This window comes from Staphylococcus saprophyticus subsp. saprophyticus ATCC 15305 = NCTC 7292, from assembly GCF_000010125.1.
Taxonomy (GTDB): domain Bacteria; phylum Bacillota; class Bacilli; order Staphylococcales; family Staphylococcaceae; genus Staphylococcus; species Staphylococcus saprophyticus.
Genome location: NC_007350.1, coordinates 1,164,807 through 1,185,822, shown reverse-complemented (window position 1 = coordinate 1,185,822; position 21,016 = coordinate 1,164,807). Strand labels below are relative to the sequence as shown.

Here is a 21,016-nt window from a genome sequence, read left to right as displayed (position 1 = left end):
TTTATTTTTCTAGTCGTCTGTTTCAAAATGGCCATTTTCATCTATATCTCTGAAATCATTTAATAAATTCAACGTATTCTGCGTATTAATCTTTTGTTCACTATTCATTGTAACATTAAGTAATTGTTTGTTTTTTACAACCCAATGTGTCGCATCAAAATGCTTTTGCAAATATGAATCATGTGTAACAATCAACACTTGTCCTTTGAACTGTTTGATCATATTTAAAATTAAGCTTTGCGTTGTAATATCAAAGTAATTCGTTGGTTCATCTAAAATGAGTAAATTAGCATTTGAAAAAAACAATAGTACAAATTGCAATCTGCTTTTTTCACCCATAGATAAAGAACGAATCGTTTGTTGTATTTTATCTTTATCAAAACCGAACGAAGCCAAGATTGTTTGAGCATAACTACGTGTCATATGATATATTGACATGACCATATCTAATGGTGTTTGTCTGTAATTCAAATTATTATTTTGTTGATCAAAATACGCAATTTTTACTGAAGGCGTTACATAAACTGTACCTTTATCCGGTTTCACTTGTTGTCTTATAAGCGCAATTAGTAATGATTTACCACTACCATTCGGACCAGTTAATAAAATATGTTCATCTTTTTTAATTTCAAAATTTGCTTTGTTATAAATTATTTTTTGTTCAATACTTATACATATATCTTCTAATTTCACTAATTCTCGATTACGCACTAATTGTTCATCATTAAAATGAAACTTTCTATCTTGTTTATCCGGAGACTCAAACTGCTTTTCATTTAATTTATGTGTTAACTGAGCATTTTTTACTTTTGCTTTTTTAGCTAGTTTGCTAAGACGCTTTTGTTGTTTAGGGTCACGCACACTGGTCGTAGCTTTGGCAGTTGAATGCCATTCATTCACGCGTGCAATTGATTCTTCCAGCGCTTTGATTTCTTTTTGTTGCTTATCATATGCATTTTTATGAGATTGAAATTCTAATTGTTTGACTGAATGGTATTGATTATAATCACCTTGAAATTTTCTCGATGTTTTTCTAGTGATTTCATAAACATGACTCGCAGTTTGATTTATAAAACCACGGTGATGTGAAACGTAGAGTATCGTTTGCTTAGACTTATTTATTTCTATAATTAAATTATCTAGCATTGCTTGATCAAGATGATTTGTAGGTTCATCTAATATAATTAGCGGTTTTTCAGATATAAACGCTCTGATTAATGCAACGCTTGTTTGTTGTCCGCCACTTAATAATCGTATTGGCTTATCTAAATCTTGTTCACTTATATTAAAACACTTTGCGGTAGTAATTATTTTTTATTCTATCTCATAACCATTTAAAGCGATATAATCACTTATCTTGTCATAATCGGTTACAATTTGCGTTTTCAAAGTTGCAACCTCAGGAAATATTGAAATGATAAAGTTCATCGCGGTTAAATCAAATACTTGCGTCAAGTCTTGCTTCATTAAATATGATTGCGTTTCATATTTTAAATTTAAAGCATTTAACAATGTTGACTTGCCGATACCATTATCACCAATCATTGCAACATGCTCACCTAGTTCGATATCAATATTTACGTCTTCTATCAATATTTTACCAAACTGTTCAAATGGTTTTTCTGAAAAATAAAAAGACATATCATCTTCCTCGCTCTCAATAAGGACATGACACATCTTTAAATATTATAACTGTAAAAGATTATAAGGTGCTTTCACATAAAAATACTAACCAGACAATGCCTATCCCATAATAGTTTTATTTTCTTGTACATCGTTGATATTTACCTTATGAGCATTATCCATAGTATTTTTCTTAAGCCACCTCTCGTTTTAATTTCATTAATTATAACAGTGAGCAATTTCTTACGCAAGTTTAAAAACCACTGTTATAATTCTTTATATTAGTTATCTAAAGGAGGATTACGTTAATTATGAAAGATTTAAAGTTATCGGCACTTAACTTAGTGCCAATTCGTGAAGGTCAAAATGACCAGAATGCCATAGAAGATATGGTGACGTTAGCACAACAATTAGAATCCTTAGATTATGAGCGTTATTGGATTGCCGAACATCATAACGCGCCTAATCTAGTCAGTTCAGCGACCGCATTGTTGATCCAACACACTCTAGAACATACTTCAAAAATACGTGTTGGATCTGGAGGAATCATGTTACCTAATCATGCACCTCTGGTTGTCGCTGAACAATTCGGTACAATGGAAACAGTGTTTCCAAATCGTGTAGATTTAGGTTTAGGTCGTGCACCAGGAACAGATATGATGACGGCTAGCGCGTTAAGAAGAGACCAGCATAATGGTGTTTATGAATTCCCTGAAGAAGTTGAACAATTGACAACTTATTTCGGACCAGCAAATAAACAGGCTTATGTTCGCGCGTATCCTGCAGTAAACAAAAACGTTCCTATTTATATACTCGGTTCTTCAACTGACTCGGCTCATTTAGCTGCGCGTAAAGGACTTCCTTATGTATTTGCGGGTCACTTTGCTCCTCAACAAATGAAAGATGCTATACAAATATATAAAGACTTATTTGAACCCTCAGAGGTATTGAGCGAACCTTATGTTATCGTTTGTTTAAACGCCATCGTCGCAGATACAGATGAGCAAGCTGAATATTTATCAACGACACAAGCGCAAGTGATGGTCAGTATAACTAGAGGAAGAATGCAGCCAGTTCAACCACCAACAGACGATTTAAGAGGTTTATTAACGCCTACTGAATTTGAATTAGCGAAACAGCGAATGGCACAATCACTCATAGGTTCAGAAGAAACTGTGAAAGCTAAATTAAATTCATTTATAGAAGAACATGGTGAGATAGATGAACTAATGGCAATCAGTTACATTTACGATCAAGATGCACAGGTAGAATCTTACCGTAAATTAAAACATGTGATTGAATCTCTATAACAGTATGTATATACAACGCTAATAAAATTCAATGCACTAGAGCGCGTAAGTGTACTATACATTGGAATATCAACTCAAGTAACAATTAAAAAGCACAACTTACTTTATAAAAGTAAGTTGTGCTTTTTATTTAATCGAATAAACTATTATTTTTCGTCTTTTTCTTTTTTATAATCTTTATTATCGTTATCACTGCCACCAGTGAATTTATCGATTTGTTCAGATGCTTGTTTAGCTTTTTCATTATCTGTATCTTTTAATTTATCTGATACTGTTTTTGCAGTTTCTTTTGCTTTTTCAGAGAAATTTTCAGCCATATGAATCGCTCCTTTTAATTAATTGAATTAGTGTAAATTATTTTTTAAATTTATCGATAACTTCGTTAGCTTTATCTTTTGCATTTTCTACAAACTCTTTAGCTTTACCTGAAGTTTTATCTTCTTTACCTTCGTTTTCTAATTCTTTATTATCAGTAACGTTTCCAACTGTTTCTTTCACATTACCTTTTGCTTGTTCAAATTTATTTTCATCTGCCATAATAATTACCTCCTTGCGATATATAATATACATACCACTCAGTAAACTAATTAAACATACAAATAAAAAATTTTTGTTTTTTACTAACATAGATATATAAACTATTAAAAATGATGGCTTACACATTAAATATAAAACATATAACCGTCTAAGTTATTAGTTTCTTTATACTCAGCTAAATATTTTAAAGATGTATTATCAAGTACATCTCTTACCGCATCTCTCATTCTGATCCAAAGCTGTTTCTGTGCAGGTGGTTCAGACTCTATGCTTTCGACAAAGGTAATTGGTCCTTCAAGTAAGCGTATAATATCACCAGCAGTAATTTCATCCGCTGGTACTCTTAATTGATAGCCACCTTTTGCACCACGAACACTTCGAATTAATCCGGCATTTCTTAATGTACCTACTAATTGCTCTAGATACAGATCACTTAAGTTGTTTTCTTCTGCTATCGATTTTAATGACACACATCCTTGACCTTCTTTTTTGGCAAGCGATATCATTAATGTTAACCCATATCTTCCTTTTGTTGAAATTTTCATTATATTACCTCACTTAATTCGAATACTATATATTAACATTCTATCATTTTTTAAGTTAATATAGAATAAGAAAGGTGTGAAAGATTTTGACAAATGAACCATTAGCTTCAAGAATGCGTCCAAATAATATCGATGAAATCATTTCTCAAGAACACTTAGTTGGACCAAAAGGAATTATTCGAAGAATGGTTGAAACTAAAAGACTTTCTTCAATGATATTTTATGGACCTCCTGGTATTGGTAAGACGAGTATCGCGAAAGCCATATCAGGAAGTACTCAATTTAAATTCAGACAGTTAAACGCTGTTACAAATACTAAAAAAGATATGCAACTCATTGTAGAAGAAGCAAAAATGTCTGGACAAGTTATTTTATTACTAGATGAAATCCACCGTTTAGATAAAGCGAAACAGGATTTTTTATTACCACATTTAGAAAATGGAAAAATTGTGTTAATCGGTGCTACGACGTCAAATCCCTATCATGCGATAAATCCTGCGATTCGATCTCGTGCTCAAATTTTCGAGTTATATCCACTTGACGAAAACGATGTCAGGGTATCATTGGATAGAGCATTAAATGATTCTGAAAGAGGTTTAGCTAGCTACAATCCAAAGGTCGATGAAGACGCTATGGCTTATTTTACAACCCAAAGTCAAGGTGACGTTAGGAGTGCATTAAATGCCTTGGAACTAGCCGTATTGAGTTCGGAAAATATTGATCAACAACGACATATTACTTTGCAAGATGCAAAAGATTGCCTACAAAAAGGCGCTTTTGTAAGTGATAAAGATGGCGACATGCATTATGATGTGATGAGTGCATTCCAAAAATCAATCCGCGGTAGTGATGTTAACGCTGCGTTACACTATCTTGCCCGTTTAATTGAAGCTGGGGATTTACCCACAATAGTTAGAAGATTACTTGTAATCAGTTTTGAAGATGTTGGACTAGCTTCTCCAAGTGCAGGTCAACGTACACTAGCTGCAATTGAATCAGCTGAAAGATTAGGTTTTCCTGAAGCTAGAATCCCATTAAGTCAAGCAGTCATAGAACTTTGTTTATCTCCAAAATCAAATTCAGGTATCAATGCGATTGATGCAGCCCTTTCCGATATTAGAAAAGGTCATGTTGGTCAAATACCAGATCATCTAAAAGACGGTCATTATGCTGGCGCAAAAGAACTTGGTCGTTCTATTGGTTATAAATATCCACATAACTATGAAAATGGTTTTGTCACACAACAATATCTACCAGATAAATTGAAAAATAGAATATACTATGAACCAAAAACAACTTCAAAAAGTGAGCAACAATTTAAAGCTGTGTTCGATCATATTAATCAATCGCAGCAAAAAAATAAAGGCTAAAGCCACATTACCTCAAATATGATGAAATCACTTTCTATTTTAATCCTTACAAATATGAAAAGCGCTAACCCAATGAAGATGGATTAGCGCTTTTTAATTTAGGCCTTATTATTACTTTTAATTGTTTAAATTAAACATCGCACAAAAATAGTCTTTTGTAGCACTTATTATTTTTTATCCTTAATTCTAGTTACAGGTATATCTTTTAAAATGTCATTAACAACGTAACTAGCACTAATTAAACCCACTACACTCGGTACAAAGGCATTAGATGAAGGTGGAATTTGTGCCTTTCTTGTTGAAGCATTTGCGTCTCCAACAGTTTCTTTAACATCTTCTCTAATGACGATTGGACTTTCATCAGAAAAGACCACTGGTATCCCTTTGGTTATACCTAATTTTTTTAATTTTCTACGAATGATTTTAGCCATTGGATCCATATATGTTTCTGAGATATCGGCAATTTGGAATTTTGTAGGATCTGTTTTATTTGCCGCACCCATGCTCGAAATCACAGAAATCCCTCTATCCAAACACTCTTTCATAAGATGAACTTTATACATAATTGTATCACTTGCATCGACAAAATAATCGATATCATAATTATTAAATAATTCCTCATATGTATCCTCAGTATAAAACATATGTAGAGGTGTCAACTTACAATCAGGATTAATAAGTTTAATGCGTTCCTCCATCAATGTTACTTTACTTTGCCCAATGGTTGTTGTCAAAGCGTGAAGTTGTCTGTTGAGGTTAGTAATATCAACATCATCTTTATCTATAAGAATAATATGTCCAATATTAGTTCTTGCAAGTGCCTCAGCTGCGAATGAACCTACGCCACCTACACCTAAGATAACAACAGTCTTTTGTTTTAAAAGCGCCAGGCCTTCCTGACCGTATGCTAATTCATTTCTAGAAAATTGGTGTTTCATGTCATACTCCTTATTCATAAAAAATTATTTATTTTAAAAATCATATTGTCAAAATTATATTTTCGTCGTTCATGTATTTTAAAAGTATAGTTTATCGTTTAATATCAAAAAAATACGCAAGACCGAAGTCTTGCGTACCGATAGAGTCCGTTAGTGCCGTAGTTATAAAATGCTTGATCATTCGGCCTGCTTATAACAGGTGGGTGCCCTGTTTCTTGTTTTGCAAGTCCTCCTAAATGAGGCGTGTGCGCTGCAAGAAAACCCATTGGGCTCCCGGATCAAAGAGTGTTAGGCCCAAATATGAAGCAAACTTACGAACACTACAGATGACTATCTTATGGAATAATCATAACACAATATTAAAATATAGCAAGAATTAAAACTTCGTGAACATATTAATGACGTATACGTAATGATAGTTCTTCTAATTGATTTTCAGAAACTTCACTTGGTGCATCTGTTAATAGACACGTTGCTGAAGCCGTTTTAGGGAATGCAATCGTATCACGTAAATTCGTACGACCAGTTAATAGCATAACTAAACGGTCAAGTCCTAACGCAATACCACCATGTGGTGGTGCACCATATTTGAATGCATCAAGTAAGAAACCAAATTGTTCCTGAGCTTGTTCTTCAGTAAAGCCTAAGACTTCAAACATTTTAGCTTGCAGCTCTCCGTTATGGATTCTGATTGATCCGCCACCTAATTCGTAACCATTTAACACAACATCGTATGCATTAGCTTGTGCATTTTCAGGTTCGCTATCTAATTTTTCAATATCTTCTTGTTTTGGTGCTGTGAATGGATGATGTGCTGCAGTATAGCGTTTGAGATCTTCATCATATTCTAATAATGGCCAATCTGTTACCCACAAGAAATTCAATTTAGATTCGTCTATTAAGTCTAACTCTCTTGCAAGTTTAAGTCTAAGTGCACCTAAACTTTGAGCAACAACATTGGGTTTATCAGCAACAAATAATACTAAATCTCCAGATTCTGCATTTGTTAATGATTGTAATTTTTCAATATGTGTTGTTTCAAAGAATCTAGCGATTGGACCACTTAAACCGTCATCAACCACTTTGACCCAAGCCAATCCTTTAGCGCCATAAATATTTACAAATTCAGTTAATGCATCAATATCTTTTCTAGTATATTGATCAGCTGCCCCTTTTGCAACGATTGCTTTAACTTGGCCATCATTATTAACGGCATCTTTAAATACTTTGAAGTCCATCTCTTCGCCAAGTTCAGATACATTAATTAACTCCATTTCAAAACGTGTATCTGGTTTATCTGACCCATAACGTTCCATTGCTTCATTATATGTCATTCTTGGGAATGGACGTGGAATTTCAACATCTTTGACATCTTTTACGACATTTTGCAACATTTCTTCACCCATATCCATGACATCTTCTTGATCAACAAAGCTCATTTCGATATCGACTTGAGTGAATTCTGGTTGACGGTCGGCACGTAAATCTTCGTCACGGAAACATTTGACGATTTGATAGTATTTATCAAAACCACTAATCATTAATAACTGCTTAAAAATTTGAGGTGATTGTGGTAATGCATAAAACTCTCCATCATGTACACGAGAAGGTACAAGATAATCACGCGCACCTTCAGGCGTTGATTTAGTTAATACTGGCGTTTCGATATCAAAAAAGCCTTCTTTATCTAAATATTGTCTTATTGAACGTGTTGTTTGATGTCTCATTTTAAAAGTTTGTGCTAATTCTTGTCGTCTTAAATCAAGATATCTATATTTCAATCGAATGTTTTCATCAACATTTTGATTTTCTTCATTAATAGCAAAAGGTGGCGTTTCTGATTTATTAATGATATTGATTTCTGATACTTGCACCTCTACTTGACCCGTTGCAATTTTAGGATTGACTGTTTGAGGGTCACGTTTTTTAACTAGACCTTTAACCTCTACAACATATTCCGATCTTACGGTTTCAGCAGTTTTCAATGCTTCTTCAGAAAAATCTGGATTAAACACGATTTGTACATAACCTTCACGGTCACGTAAATCAACAAAAATTAATCCTCCCAAATCTCTACGGTTGTGTACCCAACCCTTTAATGTAACTTCTTGATCTAATAAAGATTCTGTTACTAAACCACAATATGTTGTACGTTTACTCATTTTATCTTCTCCTTATTTTTTAAAATAATTAACTAATTTATCTAAATCAACGCTTTCACTTTCACCTGTTTGCATATTTTTAACGTTAATTTTATTTTCTTGTAATTCTTGCTCACCAATAACAATTGTGTAATTAGCATTTAATCTATCCGCTTGTTTCATTTGACCCTTAACTTTACGTTGTAAGTAATCTTTATCTGCCTTAACACCATTTCGACGTAAATCATTAAGTAATTTAACTGCATATCGATCTGCTTCTTCACCCATCGTAACAATGAATAAATCAAAGTCATGTTCAGTATCTAGTTCAATGTTTTCTTCATCAAGTGCTAACAGTAACCTTTCAATACTTAAAGCAAAACCTATACCTGTTTGGTGAGGTCCATCTAATAACTCTAATAATCCATTATAACGACCGCCACCACATAAAGTTGTTATCGCACCATCATAGTTAGGATTATCAATCATTAATTCAAATGCAGTATGCGTATAATAGTCTAGGCCTCGTACCAAATTAGGGTCTTCAACATAAGGTACACCTAAGTCATCTAAATGTTGTTTGACATCTGCATAATACTGCTTAGATGTTTCATTTAAAAATTCTGTAATTCTAGGCGCAGTTTTCACTGCTTCTTTATCTTTATCTATTTTACAATCCAATATTCTCATTGGATTCGTGTGCAATCTTGATTGACAATCACTACAAAAGTCGCCAATAACTGGCTCGAAATGTTTAACTAAAGCTTCGTTATATTCATGACGTGAATCGATATCACCAATACTATTAATCACTAATTTTAAATGTTTTAACCCAAATGATTGATAAATGTGCATTGCCATAGCTAATACTTCAGCATCAACACCAGGGTTTTCAGCACCAATTGCTTCAACTCCAAATTGTGTAAATTGGCGATAACGTCCTTTTTGTTTGCGTTCATATCTAAACATCGGACCATTATAATAAAGCTTAATAGGTTGATTTGGTAAACCTTGCATTTTATTTTCAATGTATGAACGAACTACTGCAGCAGTCCCTTCTGGACGTAACGTAATGCTTCTATCACCTTTATCTTTAAAAGTATACATTTCTTTTTGTACAACATCTGTAGAATCTCCTACACCACGTGCAAACAATTCAGTACTCTCAAAAATAGGTGTACGAATTTCTTGATAATTATATACTTCCATTAATTCATCTAATCTTGCTTCTATAAAACGCCATTTTTTAGTTTCATTTGGTAAAATATCTTGCGTCCCTCTAGGTATATTGATCATAGAATCTCTCCTTTTATGCAATAAAAAAACCCTTGCATGACTAATAAGTCATACAAGGGACGAATTTCCGTGTTGCCACCCTAATTGGTTATAAGTTGTAATTTATAACCCACTTCTTACGATTAACGCTCGTTACGCGGCTTTTTTAAAAAGCACCTGTTCTTGTGTTATATATTTCTAACTTAATTTGCATAATTTTTCAGCCATGAATTATGTCTCTACACACTTAAAATGCTACCATTTCAATTAGAAATTTCAAGAATCATATCGGTTTTAATATAGAATTCATATTCAATGATAACGACTTTGTTAAAAATATGCAACCTTTTTATTCTGAAAAATACGCCCGTAGTCCTTCAACAATTGCTTGTTCTACAATATGACGATGTAATTTTTCTGTAATCATATCTTCATCTGTTGGATTACTAATATAACCTAGCTCTAATAAGACAGCAGGGACGTTTGTTTGTCTCAATACTTGAAAGTTTTCTTGTCTTGCGCCTTTATTGGTTAATAACGCTTTCTTCTGCAAGCTCGCACTTAAGGTTTCAGCTAATGCTTTTTGATTGTCTTTAAACCAATAGACTGTACTTCCATTTGCTTTGGAAGATTTAAGTGAATCATTATGTATACTAATATAAGCATCACCTTTAATATTACGGTCATCAAGTGTTACATAAGTATCAGACTCACGCGTCATACTTACTGTTGCGCCTTCTTTCTCGAGAAGTGCTTTTAATTCTTTAGCCGTTTTTAAAGTGTATACTTTCTCTTTGCTTTTTTTGTGGGTATTACTTGATGCACCCTGATCACTACCACCGTGACCAGGATCAAGTACAATTGTTTTATCTTTTAATGGTTTAGCATTGGGATTCTTATCTGCTTGAATATTCAAATTGGTATGCCAACCTGCTACCCAACCTTTTTCTTTGTTATTACTGGATACAACTTCTATCCATTTACCAGTTTTGCCTATTTTATGGAAATTTTGTCCTTTGTCAATTGAATGTATTTCAGGATAAGCAGCGCTAGGTCCTGTTCTCAATTCAGCATCTTCAGTAATATAAATCGTACTACTGTCTTCGTCATTATGATTTAAGAAAGCAATGGTCATAAAAACAAAGAGTACAAATGCAACAACGACAATAAGTGTGGGGATGTTTCTAAGATTATGTTTTTCTAACCAATCATTGAACTTCTTCATATGATTTTGCCATCCTGACTTTCATAAATAATCGTTACAGGACCATCATTGGCAATATCAACAAGCATGTCTGTACCAAATTCACCGGTTAATACATTAATACCATATGAGCGTAAAGTATCATTGAATTGTTCATATAATTCATTAGCGCAATCAGGTGACATCGATTGTGTGAATCCTGGTCTATTTCCTTTTCTAACATCTGCATACAAAGTGAATTGTGAAATAGACAATATTTCTCCTTCAACTTGTTGTAAGTTTAAATTTAATTTACCATCTGCATCCTCAAATAAACGTGCATTAACAATTTTTTTCGCTAATGTAGCAATATCTGCTTCAGTTGATGATTTTCCTACACCAACTAATAAACAGTAGCCTTTATTTATTTTATTATCTACTGAGTCATTTGTGACTGAAGCGTGTTTCACTCTTTGAACTACGATTCTCATTTGGTTGCACCTCTAATTCCATACTCTAGTGACTGTGTATACATCGCCGAGCTGTTTAATTTTATCTACAACTTGGTAAACTTCATTTACATTTTTTACCATAACACTAATATTAATCACTGCATTTTTGTCAATATCTGAACGGCCTGAAACTTTGACTAAGTTGCTTTGTGTTGAATTGACAGCTTGTAATACTTCATTTAAAAGACCGTTTCTATCGTAAGCAGAAACTTCTAAATCCACTTGATAGCGTTGCGTTGAATCCTTTGAGCGTACCCATTCAACATGTATCAATCTTTCTTTTTCATTCTTGATATTTGGACAGTCCGTTCGGTGAACTTTTATGCCATGACCTTTAGTGATATATCCAACGATATCATCTCCGGGTATAGGATTACAACATTTTGATAATCTAATTAATACATTTTCAATACCTTCTACATATACACCACTATCGGTTGTAATATCATCTTTAATTGGTACAGATTTAGTAATTTCTTGTGCTTCATTCAAGGCTTTTTGTTTATCGATAATACGTTGTTTTTCAGTTAATTTATTGACTATTTGTAGTGCAGTTACGCCACCAAAGCCTACAGCTGCAAATAAATCATCTTCATTTGCAAAATTATATTTATCATTAACGACAGCGATATTATCATCCGTTAGCACGGTATCAACTCTAAAGCCTTGGTCTTTAATTTCCGCTTCAATCATGAATTTACCTTTTTCAATATTTGAAGAACGGTCTTGCTTTTTAAAGAAACTACGTATTTTACTTTTAGCACTAGATGATTTTACTATTTTCAACCAATCTCTACTAGGACCATAAGAATGTTTACTCGTTCTGATTTCTACTATATCACCAGTTTGTAACACATAATCTATCGGCTCAATTTTACCATTTACTTTTGAACCAATCATCTTATTACCTACTTCACTATGTACCGCATAGGCAAAATCGATAGGAACCGCACCATATGGTAATTCAATTACATCACTTTCTGGCGTAAATGCGTAGACTTTATCACTTTGCAAGTCAAATTTAAGAGTTTCCATAAACTCTTCAGCATCAGAAGTTGTATTATTTGTTTCAGCTAATTCCTTAATCCAATTCAATTTATTATTAAAATTTTGTGACTTCTCAGTTACTTTCTTACCTTCTTTGTATGCCCAATGTGCTGCAACACCGTGCTCTGCAATTTCATGCATTTCAAAGGTTCTTATTTGAATTTCTAATGGATCGCCATTAGGGCCCACGACTGTAGTATGTAATGACTGGTACATATTCTGCTTCGGCATAGCAATATAGTCTTTAAATCTGCCTGGCATTGGTTTCCATAATGTATGCACTAAACCTAACACAGCATAACAATCATTAATTGAATTGACGATGATACGTATTGCTAATAGATCAAAGATTTGATCAAATTGTTTCTTCTGTTTAACCATTTTTCTATAAATGCTATAGATATGTTTAGGACGACCATTAATATCCCCTACAATATTCATACTAGTTAAATCAGACTGAATTTGATTAATCGCGTTTTGAATATACTCTTCTCTTTCACTGCGTTTCTTTTTCATGAGATTCACGATTCTAAAATATTGTACAGAATCTGTATATCTTAAAGCCGTATCTTCTAATTCCCATTTAATCGTATTAATCCCTAATCGATGTGCTAATGGTGCATAAATTTCTAATGTCTCTTTAGAAATTCTAATTTGTTTTTCCCTTGGCATTGCTTTTAATGTTCTCATATTATGTAATCGGTCTGCTAATTTAACTAAGATAACTCGAACATCTTTAGCAATAGCAATAAATAATTTTCTATGATTCTCTGCTTGTTGTTCTTCTTTAGATCGATATTTCACTTTTTTTAATTTTGTTACGCCTTCAACAATTACTGCAATTTCTTCATTGAACATGCCTTTCACATCATCAAATGTATAAGGTGTATCTTCAATTACATCGTGTAAGAAACCTGCAACAATCGTTGGACCATCTAAATGCATTTCCGTTAAGATACCTGCAACTTGAATTGGATGCATAATATAAGGTAATCCATTTTTTCTAAATTGGCCTTCATGTGCTTCGTAGGCTATATGATAACTTTTTAATACAAATTCATAGTCCTCTTTTGATAAATATGATTTTGCTTTAGATAGTACTTCATCTGCACTATATGGATATTCATTGTTCACTTAAGACACCCCTATACTAAATATTAATCGCTATTAGATACCCAGTATTATATTTCGTTAGCTTCAATAGCTTCTATTCATTGTATTATTTTCGATTATAACGTTTTTTTACGTTATTAGGCCAAATTTTGTATAATAGTTATATAATACTACATGTTATTAAATAAATAAATGCGTAGGCCATACGAATAATAAAATCCAGTTTAAAATTATTCTAATTTTCATTTCAAAGTATCATTTAGAACAGTCTATATTTGAATAAATAAAAAAGCCAGATAGCACATGCCTTAAAATGTGCATATCTGACTTCTTTTACTAGATTAATTTAATCTTCATATGAAATTAAACTCATTACATCATAGTCTTTAATTTTTTCAATACCGTTTAAGTATTTTAATTCTATTATGAATGCGATGCCAACAACAATGCCACCTAATTTTTCAACAAGTTTAATAGCAGCTTCAATTGTTCCACCTGTAGCAAGTAAATCATCCGTGATTAATACACGTTGCCCTGGTTTTATAGCATCTTTGTGCATTGTTAACACATTCGTGCCATATTCTAAATCATATTCATAACGGATAACTTCGCGTGGAAGTTTGCCTTCTTTACGCACTGGTGCAAAACCAATGCCCATTGAATATGCCACTGGACATCCAATGATGAAACCACGCGCTTCAGGTCCAACAATAATATCTACGTCTCTAAGTTTTGCATATTCAACAATTTGATCAGTAGCGTAACCATACGCTTCTCCATTATCCATAATTGTCGTTATATCTTTAAAATTCACACCCGGTTTTGGCCAATCTTCAACTTCAGATACATACTGTTTTAAATCCATTCAAACTTCCTCCTATTTATCTACCAGTTCAGTTTTAATCCATTTTTTTAAATTAGCGAAATCATCATAGAGAAGCACTTTTTCAACTTCTATTCTATCTAGTCTGCCTTGATAGTATTTACTAGATTCTATTTCTCTCTTTGTTGAAACACTATTCATTTTAATTATACCATTTTCATCTTTTATAAACTCTAAATCAAGAAAAACTTTTAGAATGAATTTAAGCATACTTGGTTGTATATTTAAAAATTGGCATAATTGCATGCCTTCTTTAGCTAAATCTGTTTCTTTTTTAGTTGCCAATGCTTTAAAGCATTTTTTGAATGTTTCCATTTTGGGCATACCTTCAAAATAAATTGAGCGTTCGTGATTAAGCACCAAGTATATTTGAGAAACATCAACTGTTTTAAGTGTTGTTTTTATAGCTTGAATTGAAGGTGGTAAATCTCTAAATACATATTTATCATATGATTGGTCAATTGTATCACCATAGTAGTAATAATTATCATCTAATTTTTCACTCTTGTTATGAATGAGATATGCAACGTTACTTGAGTCTTGTTCAAATCCACTCACTTTACTTTTGCTTCTATAATCTAAAATTTGTAAATTATTACTTGCTAAATCTTGAATCATAAATTGTGGAGATTGAAATCCGTTCCATTCATTTATTTGAAGTGTACCTATTACATTTATAGGTTGCTGTTCTCCTAGTTCTTTCACAAGATGACCATTCTGCCAAAAAATAGCTTGCAATTGGCTATCACCTAATACCATTTTCAAATGTTTTTTATCTTGGCCAATGGCTTTAGCTTGATTGACTATGACGCCTTCTAATTCAAAACATGGGCTTGAAAAGTCAGTACCAAATGGTCTAAGTCTTTGAATATCTTGAATATTCTTGATTGTTATATCTGTTTCTGCTACTTTAACATCCACTTTTTTACGCGGTTCTAGTGATGTTGTTGATGCTAATTGTGCCATCCAATCATTTAAGCCTTGTCTTAAACTTTCGATATTTTCAATTGGCATTGTGATTCCAGCAGCCATATGATGCCCACCAAATTTTGAAATTAAATCTGAATGTGCATTTAAAATTTCAAACATTGAGACTTGTTCTATACTGCGTGCAGAACCTTTCGCATGATCTTGTGCTTCATCAATATTTAAAATCAATGTTGGTAAGCTATATGTTTCTACTATCTTAGATGCAACAATGCCAAGTACACCTTCATGCCAATCTGCCTGTGCTAAAAGTAAGAACTTTGTCCCTTGTTTGACTTGATCCTCAGCAGCAGCTAATGCTTCTTCTGTAATTTGGGCAACGATATCTTTTCGTTCTTGATTAAAGAATTCAACTTGTTCTGCTAAAAATTCTGCTTCTTCATCATTATCAGTCATCAATAACTCAGCAGCTAATGCTGCATCTTCGAGTCTACCTACCGCATTCAATCTTGGGCCAATAATAAATCCGATCGTTTCTTCCGTAATTACATCATTATAACCCGCTTGTTTAAGTATTGCCTTAATTGATGCTGGACAATGATCGTTTAGTATTTCTAAACCTTTTTGGACTAAAGCTCTGTTTTCATCAGTTAATGATACCAAATCGGCAACCGTTCCAATAGCAACTAATCCAAGAAAATAAGCTGGCGGTTCATCTAATAAATTTTGCGCTAATTTATATGCAACACCAGCACCACATAAATATTTAAAGGGATAGTCAAACTCAGGATGCATTGGATGGACAATAGCAAACGCACTAGGCATTGTTCTACCAATTTCATGATGATCTGTAACAATAACATCGACACCTAAATCTTGAATCATCTGTATTTCATCATGACCTTGTATACCATTATCTACTGTTATTATTAAGGAAATACCTTCCTCATGTGCATTTTTAAAAGCCATTTCATTGGGACCGTAGCCTTCTGAAAATCGATTGGGTATATACCAACCAACATGTGCGCCTAATGCTTTTAATGTTTCTACTAATATTGTTGTTGATGTTACACCATCTGCATCGTAGTCACCATAAACTAATATTTTTTGATTTTGATCGATGGCTAAATTAATACGTTCTATGGCTTTTTCCATATCGCTCATCAACCAAGCATCATGCATAACTTGTTTATTTTTTAATAATTGATCTATCGCTGCTTTATCGGTAATTTCTTTACTCTCTAATATTTTTTTTACAATAGGAGTTAGTTTTAAATCTAATGAAACATCCTCTGTAATTTCATTTTCTGGTGATTTAACGTCCCAAGTATATTTTGATTTAATCATACTATTCTCCCTCATTTCCACAAGTCATTATACAAAAGAAATCCAAAAATAAAAAGTGGTTCCATTTAAAAATAAAAATCAAGTGCCTGAACAAAGATATAGTTACTACTTTGATAAAGAAAAACGACCTTCTACAATTTATGCAGAAAGCCGTTTCACTATAATTTCAATGACTGATTGTTTATACTAAAATCTTTTCATCATTTGATTTTTTCTCTTTATGAACAATGATTTTGTTATTGTCTGATTTCTTAAGCTGTCGTTTCTTCATAATACCCCATAGCGGTACTGCAATAAATACAGATGAGAATACGCCTGAAATTAATCCAATTAATAAAGCTAATGAGAAGTTAAAGATACTTGGTGCACCGAAAATCAACAATGCAATTACAACAATAAGTACAGTTAGTACAGTATTAATAGAACGTGTCATGGTTTGACGTATAGATCTATTAACAATGTCATCAATTTGTTCATTTTTAGTAATCACTTTTACTTTGTGTAAGTTTTCCCGTACCCTATCGAATGTAACAATCGTATCATTGATAGAATAACCAATTATTGTAAGAACTGCTGCGATAAACGTAATATCGATTTCTATTCTAAATAGACTGAAGACGGCAACTATCATAAAGGCATCATGTAGCAATGCAAGTACAGATGACAGACCCATTCGCCATTCGAATCTAAATGTAATATAAATGATGATACCAATCGCTGCGTAAATGAGTGCTAACATTGCATTTTTAGCTAATTCTTGTCCTATAACTGGTGATACAGTGTTCACAGTCGGTTTATTACCAAATGATTGGTCTACCGTATCTTGAATTTTAGAAACTTCGTCTTTAGACAAGTCATGCTTAAATTGTACTGTTGCGTTTTTATCATTTTCACCAAGAGAAACTTGATCCGGTTTAAAGCCTTTACTTTCTAAAGTATTTGTAACTTTATTCTCGTCGACCTTATTATTAGATTCAAAATCAACTCGAGTACCACTTGTAAAATCAATACCTAAATTTAATCTGAAAATAAATAATATGATAGCACCCACAACAATAATAAGCACGCTTAAACCTAATAAAGGTTTTGCTAATTTCATAAAATCAATGCGCTCGTATGGTGTTTTCAAGTCATGTATTTCTTTTTCTTCATTAGCGTTATGGATATTTTTCTTACTAACACCAAATAGCCAATTGGATTTCTTAAAGAAATTAGATGATATTAATAACGATAATAACCATCTTGATAAGAATACTGCCGTTACGAAAATCATTAGGATACCTAATAATAACATCGTTGCGAAACCTTTAACAGAACTTTCACCAAAGAAGAATAACACTGCTGCTGCAATGACTGTAGTCAGCTGTGCATCGACAATAGTTAAGAAAGAGCTCTTATTAGCTTTTTTATAGGCTTGTTTAAGCGTTCGCCCAATCTTCAATTCATCTTTGATCCGCTCATACATTATAATATTAGCATCGACTGCCATACCTACACCAAGTACTAACGCAGCTAATCCTGGCAATGTTAATACACCAGAAATAAAGTTAAACGCTACTAATGTTAAATAAATGTAAGTTGTTAAAGCGATAACTGCAACTAATCCCGGTAAACGATAGAAACCTAACATAAATAGGTAAATAACAGCAATACCAATTGCAGCCGCTAATACAGTTTTATCTAAAGCGTCTTGACCAAATTGTGCACCTACAGAATTTGAGTATATTTCTTTAAGGTCTACTGGTAATGAACCAGAATTTAATAAATCAGCGATTTGTTTTGCTTTCTCTACGCCTTCTTCACCATTGAAACCACCAGAAATTTCCACACTATCTGAGTTAATCGGTTTGTCTACAGACGCTGCAGAAACGTATTTAGGGTCTTTTTTATCCATTTCTTTATGGTAAGTATCACCTTTTTCATGATCTAACCATACAACCATGACATTTTCATCTTTTTTAGAAATTTCTTCAGTTACTTTTTTAAATTTATCGCTATCTTTTAATTTAAAAGTAACTGCTGGTTGATTTGTATTTTGCTTGAATTCTTGTTTAGCTGACCCTTGTTGAATATCTTTACCTGTCAGTTTGACATTGTCATCAGCATCACGAATCGTTAAATTCGCTTGTGAAGATAAGATATCGCGGGCTTGAGATTGATTTTTCACACCTGCTAGCTGCACACGAATTCTATTATTATCTTCGACTTGTATTTTAGGCTCTGAAACCCCTAAGACATTGACACGGTTTTCAAGCGTCTTAGCTGTCGCTTTTACCGCTTTATCATCTATCTTATCGCCTTTTTGTAAAGGATCAACTTGATACAAGACTTCAAATCCACCTTGTAGGTCTAATCCAAGATTGACATCTTTAACTACGTTCTTATATGTAAGTCCCATGCCTGCAAACAACAGAACTACAAGTAATATGAACGCAACTATTCTACTACTTTTCTTCACTTGAACACCTCATTGTAAGCTTATGTTTTAAGAATACTCGATTAAATTATATTAATGCAAGTTTAATGAAACTAGAAAATTTTACTCAACAACCTTATATATCTTAACATATTACAACGAGTGTAAAAACTAACTCAACTAAATTAACCTTGTATATTTCATTGTAACGATAGCAAAGTCCAGTTTTTGACTAACATTCGTATAATGTTAAATATATAGTATTACATTAAATTATAACACTCTATAGCGTTAAAGGTCTTACTTGTCATTATAACTAGCTGAAGGTAACCTAATAACCAACATCATCTTATTATATATTAGATCAATTTGATTAAAAGATATAAAAAAAGAACTGATATAAACATATCAGTTCTAACATTTATTATGAAGGATCAACTTGTTTAATAGCTGGTTTTTCTAAAGTGATTTCAGTACCATTACCATTTAAAGTTAATACAACTGTTGTTTCGTCAACACTACGAACCGTACCTTTGATACCGCCGATTGTTGTAACACGTTGACCTGAGCTTACTTGACTAATCATTTCACGATGCTCTTTAGCCTTTTTTTGTTGTGGTCTAATTAAGAAGAACCACATTAATACTAATAATAATATTGGTAATATCAATGAAGTAAATTGCATTATTTTTTCTCCCTTTTAAAAGTTTTTTGGGTTTTCAACATTAAGTCCATACTGTTCAAAGAATTCTTCTTTAAAATCTAGAAGGCGATCTTCACGAATTGCTTGTCGGATATTTTCCATTAATTTCAGCAAGAAATGTAAATTATGATAAGTAGTAAGACGTATTCCAAAAGTTTCTTCTGCTTTTATTAAATGTCTTATGTATGCCCTACTATAATTTTTACAAGTATAGCAATCGCAATTATCATCAAGTGGTCCCAAATCTTCAGCGTATTTGGCATTTTTAATGATTACACGACCATGAGAAGTCATACAAGTACCATTACGCGCTATACGTGTTGGTAATACACAGTCAAACATATCCATGCCTCTAATACTACATTCTATTAATGCGTCAGGCGAGCCAACACCCATTAAATAACGTGGTTTATCTTTGGGCATAAATTGTTCCGTATGGTGTACCATATCGTACATCACTGGTTTAGGTTCTCCTACAGACAATCCGCCAATCGCATATCCAGGAAAATCTAAAGCTACTAACTCCTCAGCGCTTTGCTTTCTAAGATCTTTATATTCTCCACCTTGTATGATACCAAACAAGGCTTGATCCTCTGGTCTCGAATGTGCTTTAAGACAGCGTTCTGCCCATCTTGTTGTTCTTTCAATCGAGTCTTTCACATATTTATATTCAGCTGGCATAGGTGGACATTCATCAAATGCCATCATGATATCTGAACCTAAGTCATTTTGAATCTGCATAGATTTTTCAGGACTTAAAAATAGTTTAGATCCATTTGTATGATGGCGAAATTCTACACCTTCCTCAGTAATCTTTCTTAAATTACTTAAACTAAATACTTGGAAACCACCAGAATCTGTCAGTATTGGACCATTCCAGTTCATGAACTGATGTAACCCCCCACTCTTTCTGATAATATCATTTCCCGGTTGTAACCACAAATGATATGTATTACCTAGTATAATCTTAGTTTCCATTTGATGTAATTCTTCTGGACTCATTGTTTTTACGGTTGCTTTCGTTCCAACAGGCATAAACATTGGTGTTTCAAACGAACCATGAGGTGTATGAACGATACCTAGTCTTGCACCTGATTGTTTACAAGTTTTAATATGCTCATATGTAACAGCTGGCGTTGGCATATA

At 33.0% G+C, this 21,016-nt stretch carries 16 protein-coding genes, 1 other RNA gene and 1 pseudogene; 2 read left to right on the top strand and 16 right to left on the bottom strand.

Annotated features, from left to right (window positions below):
- Positions 1 to 9 precede the first annotated feature (9 nt).
- Positions 10 to 1,641 (bottom strand): annotated as a pseudogene (sal, locus tag SSP_RS05800) (Sal family ABC-F type ribosomal protection protein).
- A gap of 293 nt (positions 1,642 to 1,934) precedes the next feature.
- Between sal and SSP_RS05790 the strand changes: the two are divergent.
- Positions 1,935 to 2,933, top strand: coding sequence for an LLM class flavin-dependent oxidoreductase (locus SSP_RS05790; protein ID WP_011302962.1), 999 nt, complete (start codon positions 1,935 to 1,937; stop codon positions 2,931 to 2,933).
- Positions 2,934 to 3,079: 146 nt separating this feature from the next.
- Here the strand turns inward: SSP_RS05790 and SSP_RS13095 are convergent, their stop codons facing one another.
- The 3 genes from SSP_RS13095 to cymR all read right to left on the bottom strand — a co-directional run bounded on the left by SSP_RS13095 (position 3,080) and on the right by cymR (position 4,015).
- Positions 3,080 to 3,250: a hypothetical protein gene (locus SSP_RS13095; protein ID WP_011302961.1), complete on the bottom strand. Its 171-nt coding sequence runs from the start codon at positions 3,248 to 3,250 to the stop codon at positions 3,080 to 3,082.
- 37 nt (positions 3,251 to 3,287) lie between these two features.
- Entirely contained in the window at positions 3,288 to 3,470 is a 183-nt protein-coding gene (locus tag SSP_RS05785) for a CsbD family protein (RefSeq protein ID WP_002483111.1), read from the bottom strand.
- Between the two features lie 125 nt (positions 3,471 to 3,595).
- Positions 3,596 to 4,015: a cysteine metabolism transcriptional regulator CymR gene (cymR, locus tag SSP_RS05780; RefSeq protein WP_002483110.1), complete on the bottom strand. Its 420-nt coding sequence runs from the start codon at positions 4,013 to 4,015 to the stop codon at positions 3,596 to 3,598.
- A gap of 86 nt (positions 4,016 to 4,101) precedes the next feature.
- On the opposite strand from cymR, the gene SSP_RS05775 reads away from it, so the two are divergent.
- Positions 4,102 to 5,385, top strand: coding sequence for a replication-associated recombination protein A (locus SSP_RS05775; protein ID WP_011302960.1), 1,284 nt, complete (start codon positions 4,102 to 4,104; stop codon positions 5,383 to 5,385).
- Between the two features lie 167 nt (positions 5,386 to 5,552).
- Here the strand turns inward: SSP_RS05775 and SSP_RS05770 are convergent, their stop codons facing one another.
- The 12 genes from SSP_RS05770 to tgt form a co-directional block, all read right to left on the bottom strand.
- Positions 5,553 to 6,323 (bottom strand): tRNA threonylcarbamoyladenosine dehydratase, encoded by a 771-nt coding sequence (locus SSP_RS05770; RefSeq protein WP_011302959.1) that lies wholly within the window; start codon positions 6,321 to 6,323, stop codon positions 5,553 to 5,555.
- Between the two features lie 140 nt (positions 6,324 to 6,463).
- Positions 6,464 to 6,655, bottom strand: a non-coding RNA gene (ssrS, locus tag SSP_RS12665) — 6S RNA.
- Positions 6,656 to 6,718: 63 nt separating this feature from the next.
- On the bottom strand, positions 6,719 to 8,485 hold the full coding sequence (gene aspS, locus SSP_RS05765) for an aspartate--tRNA ligase (protein ID WP_011302957.1): 1,767 nt from the start codon (positions 8,483 to 8,485) through the stop codon (positions 6,719 to 6,721).
- 12 nt (positions 8,486 to 8,497) lie between these two features.
- Positions 8,498 to 9,760 carry a histidine--tRNA ligase gene (gene hisS, locus SSP_RS05760; RefSeq protein ID WP_011302956.1) on the bottom strand — a complete coding sequence of 421 codons (1,263 nt, stop codon included), beginning with the start codon at positions 9,758 to 9,760 and terminating at the stop codon, positions 8,498 to 8,500.
- Positions 9,761 to 10,088: 328 nt separating this feature from the next.
- Positions 10,089 to 10,964, bottom strand: a complete 876-nt coding sequence (locus SSP_RS05755) for an N-acetylmuramoyl-L-alanine amidase (RefSeq protein WP_011302955.1) — start codon at positions 10,962 to 10,964, stop codon at positions 10,089 to 10,091.
- Complete coding sequence (gene dtd / locus SSP_RS05750; RefSeq protein WP_011302954.1) at positions 10,961 to 11,413, bottom strand: D-aminoacyl-tRNA deacylase; 453 nt, start codon at positions 11,411 to 11,413, stop codon at positions 10,961 to 10,963. The genes SSP_RS05755 and dtd overlap by 4 nt, the downstream gene beginning before the upstream one ends.
- Before the next feature lie 12 nt (positions 11,414 to 11,425).
- On the bottom strand, positions 11,426 to 13,615 hold the full coding sequence (locus tag SSP_RS05745) for a RelA/SpoT family protein (RefSeq protein WP_002483103.1): 2,190 nt from the start codon (positions 13,613 to 13,615) through the stop codon (positions 11,426 to 11,428).
- 325 nt (positions 13,616 to 13,940) lie between these two features.
- Positions 13,941 to 14,459 carry an adenine phosphoribosyltransferase gene (locus tag SSP_RS05740; RefSeq protein WP_002483102.1) on the bottom strand — a complete coding sequence of 173 codons (519 nt, stop codon included), beginning with the start codon at positions 14,457 to 14,459 and terminating at the stop codon, positions 13,941 to 13,943.
- A gap of 12 nt (positions 14,460 to 14,471) precedes the next feature.
- Positions 14,472 to 16,751 carry a single-stranded-DNA-specific exonuclease RecJ gene (gene recJ / locus SSP_RS05735; RefSeq protein WP_011302953.1) on the bottom strand — a complete coding sequence of 760 codons (2,280 nt, stop codon included), beginning with the start codon at positions 16,749 to 16,751 and terminating at the stop codon, positions 14,472 to 14,474.
- 181 nt (positions 16,752 to 16,932) lie between these two features.
- Positions 16,933 to 19,209 (bottom strand): protein translocase subunit SecDF, encoded by a 2,277-nt coding sequence (secDF, locus tag SSP_RS05730; RefSeq protein ID WP_011302952.1) that lies wholly within the window; start codon positions 19,207 to 19,209, stop codon positions 16,933 to 16,935.
- Between the two features lie 382 nt (positions 19,210 to 19,591).
- Positions 19,592 to 19,852 (bottom strand): preprotein translocase subunit YajC, encoded by a 261-nt coding sequence (gene yajC, locus SSP_RS05725; RefSeq protein ID WP_011302951.1) that lies wholly within the window; start codon positions 19,850 to 19,852, stop codon positions 19,592 to 19,594.
- Between the two features lie 15 nt (positions 19,853 to 19,867).
- Positions 19,868 to 21,013 carry a tRNA guanosine(34) transglycosylase Tgt gene (gene tgt, locus SSP_RS05720; RefSeq protein ID WP_011302950.1) on the bottom strand — a complete coding sequence of 382 codons (1,146 nt, stop codon included), beginning with the start codon at positions 21,011 to 21,013 and terminating at the stop codon, positions 19,868 to 19,870.
- Positions 21,014 to 21,016: the final 3 nt, after the last annotated feature.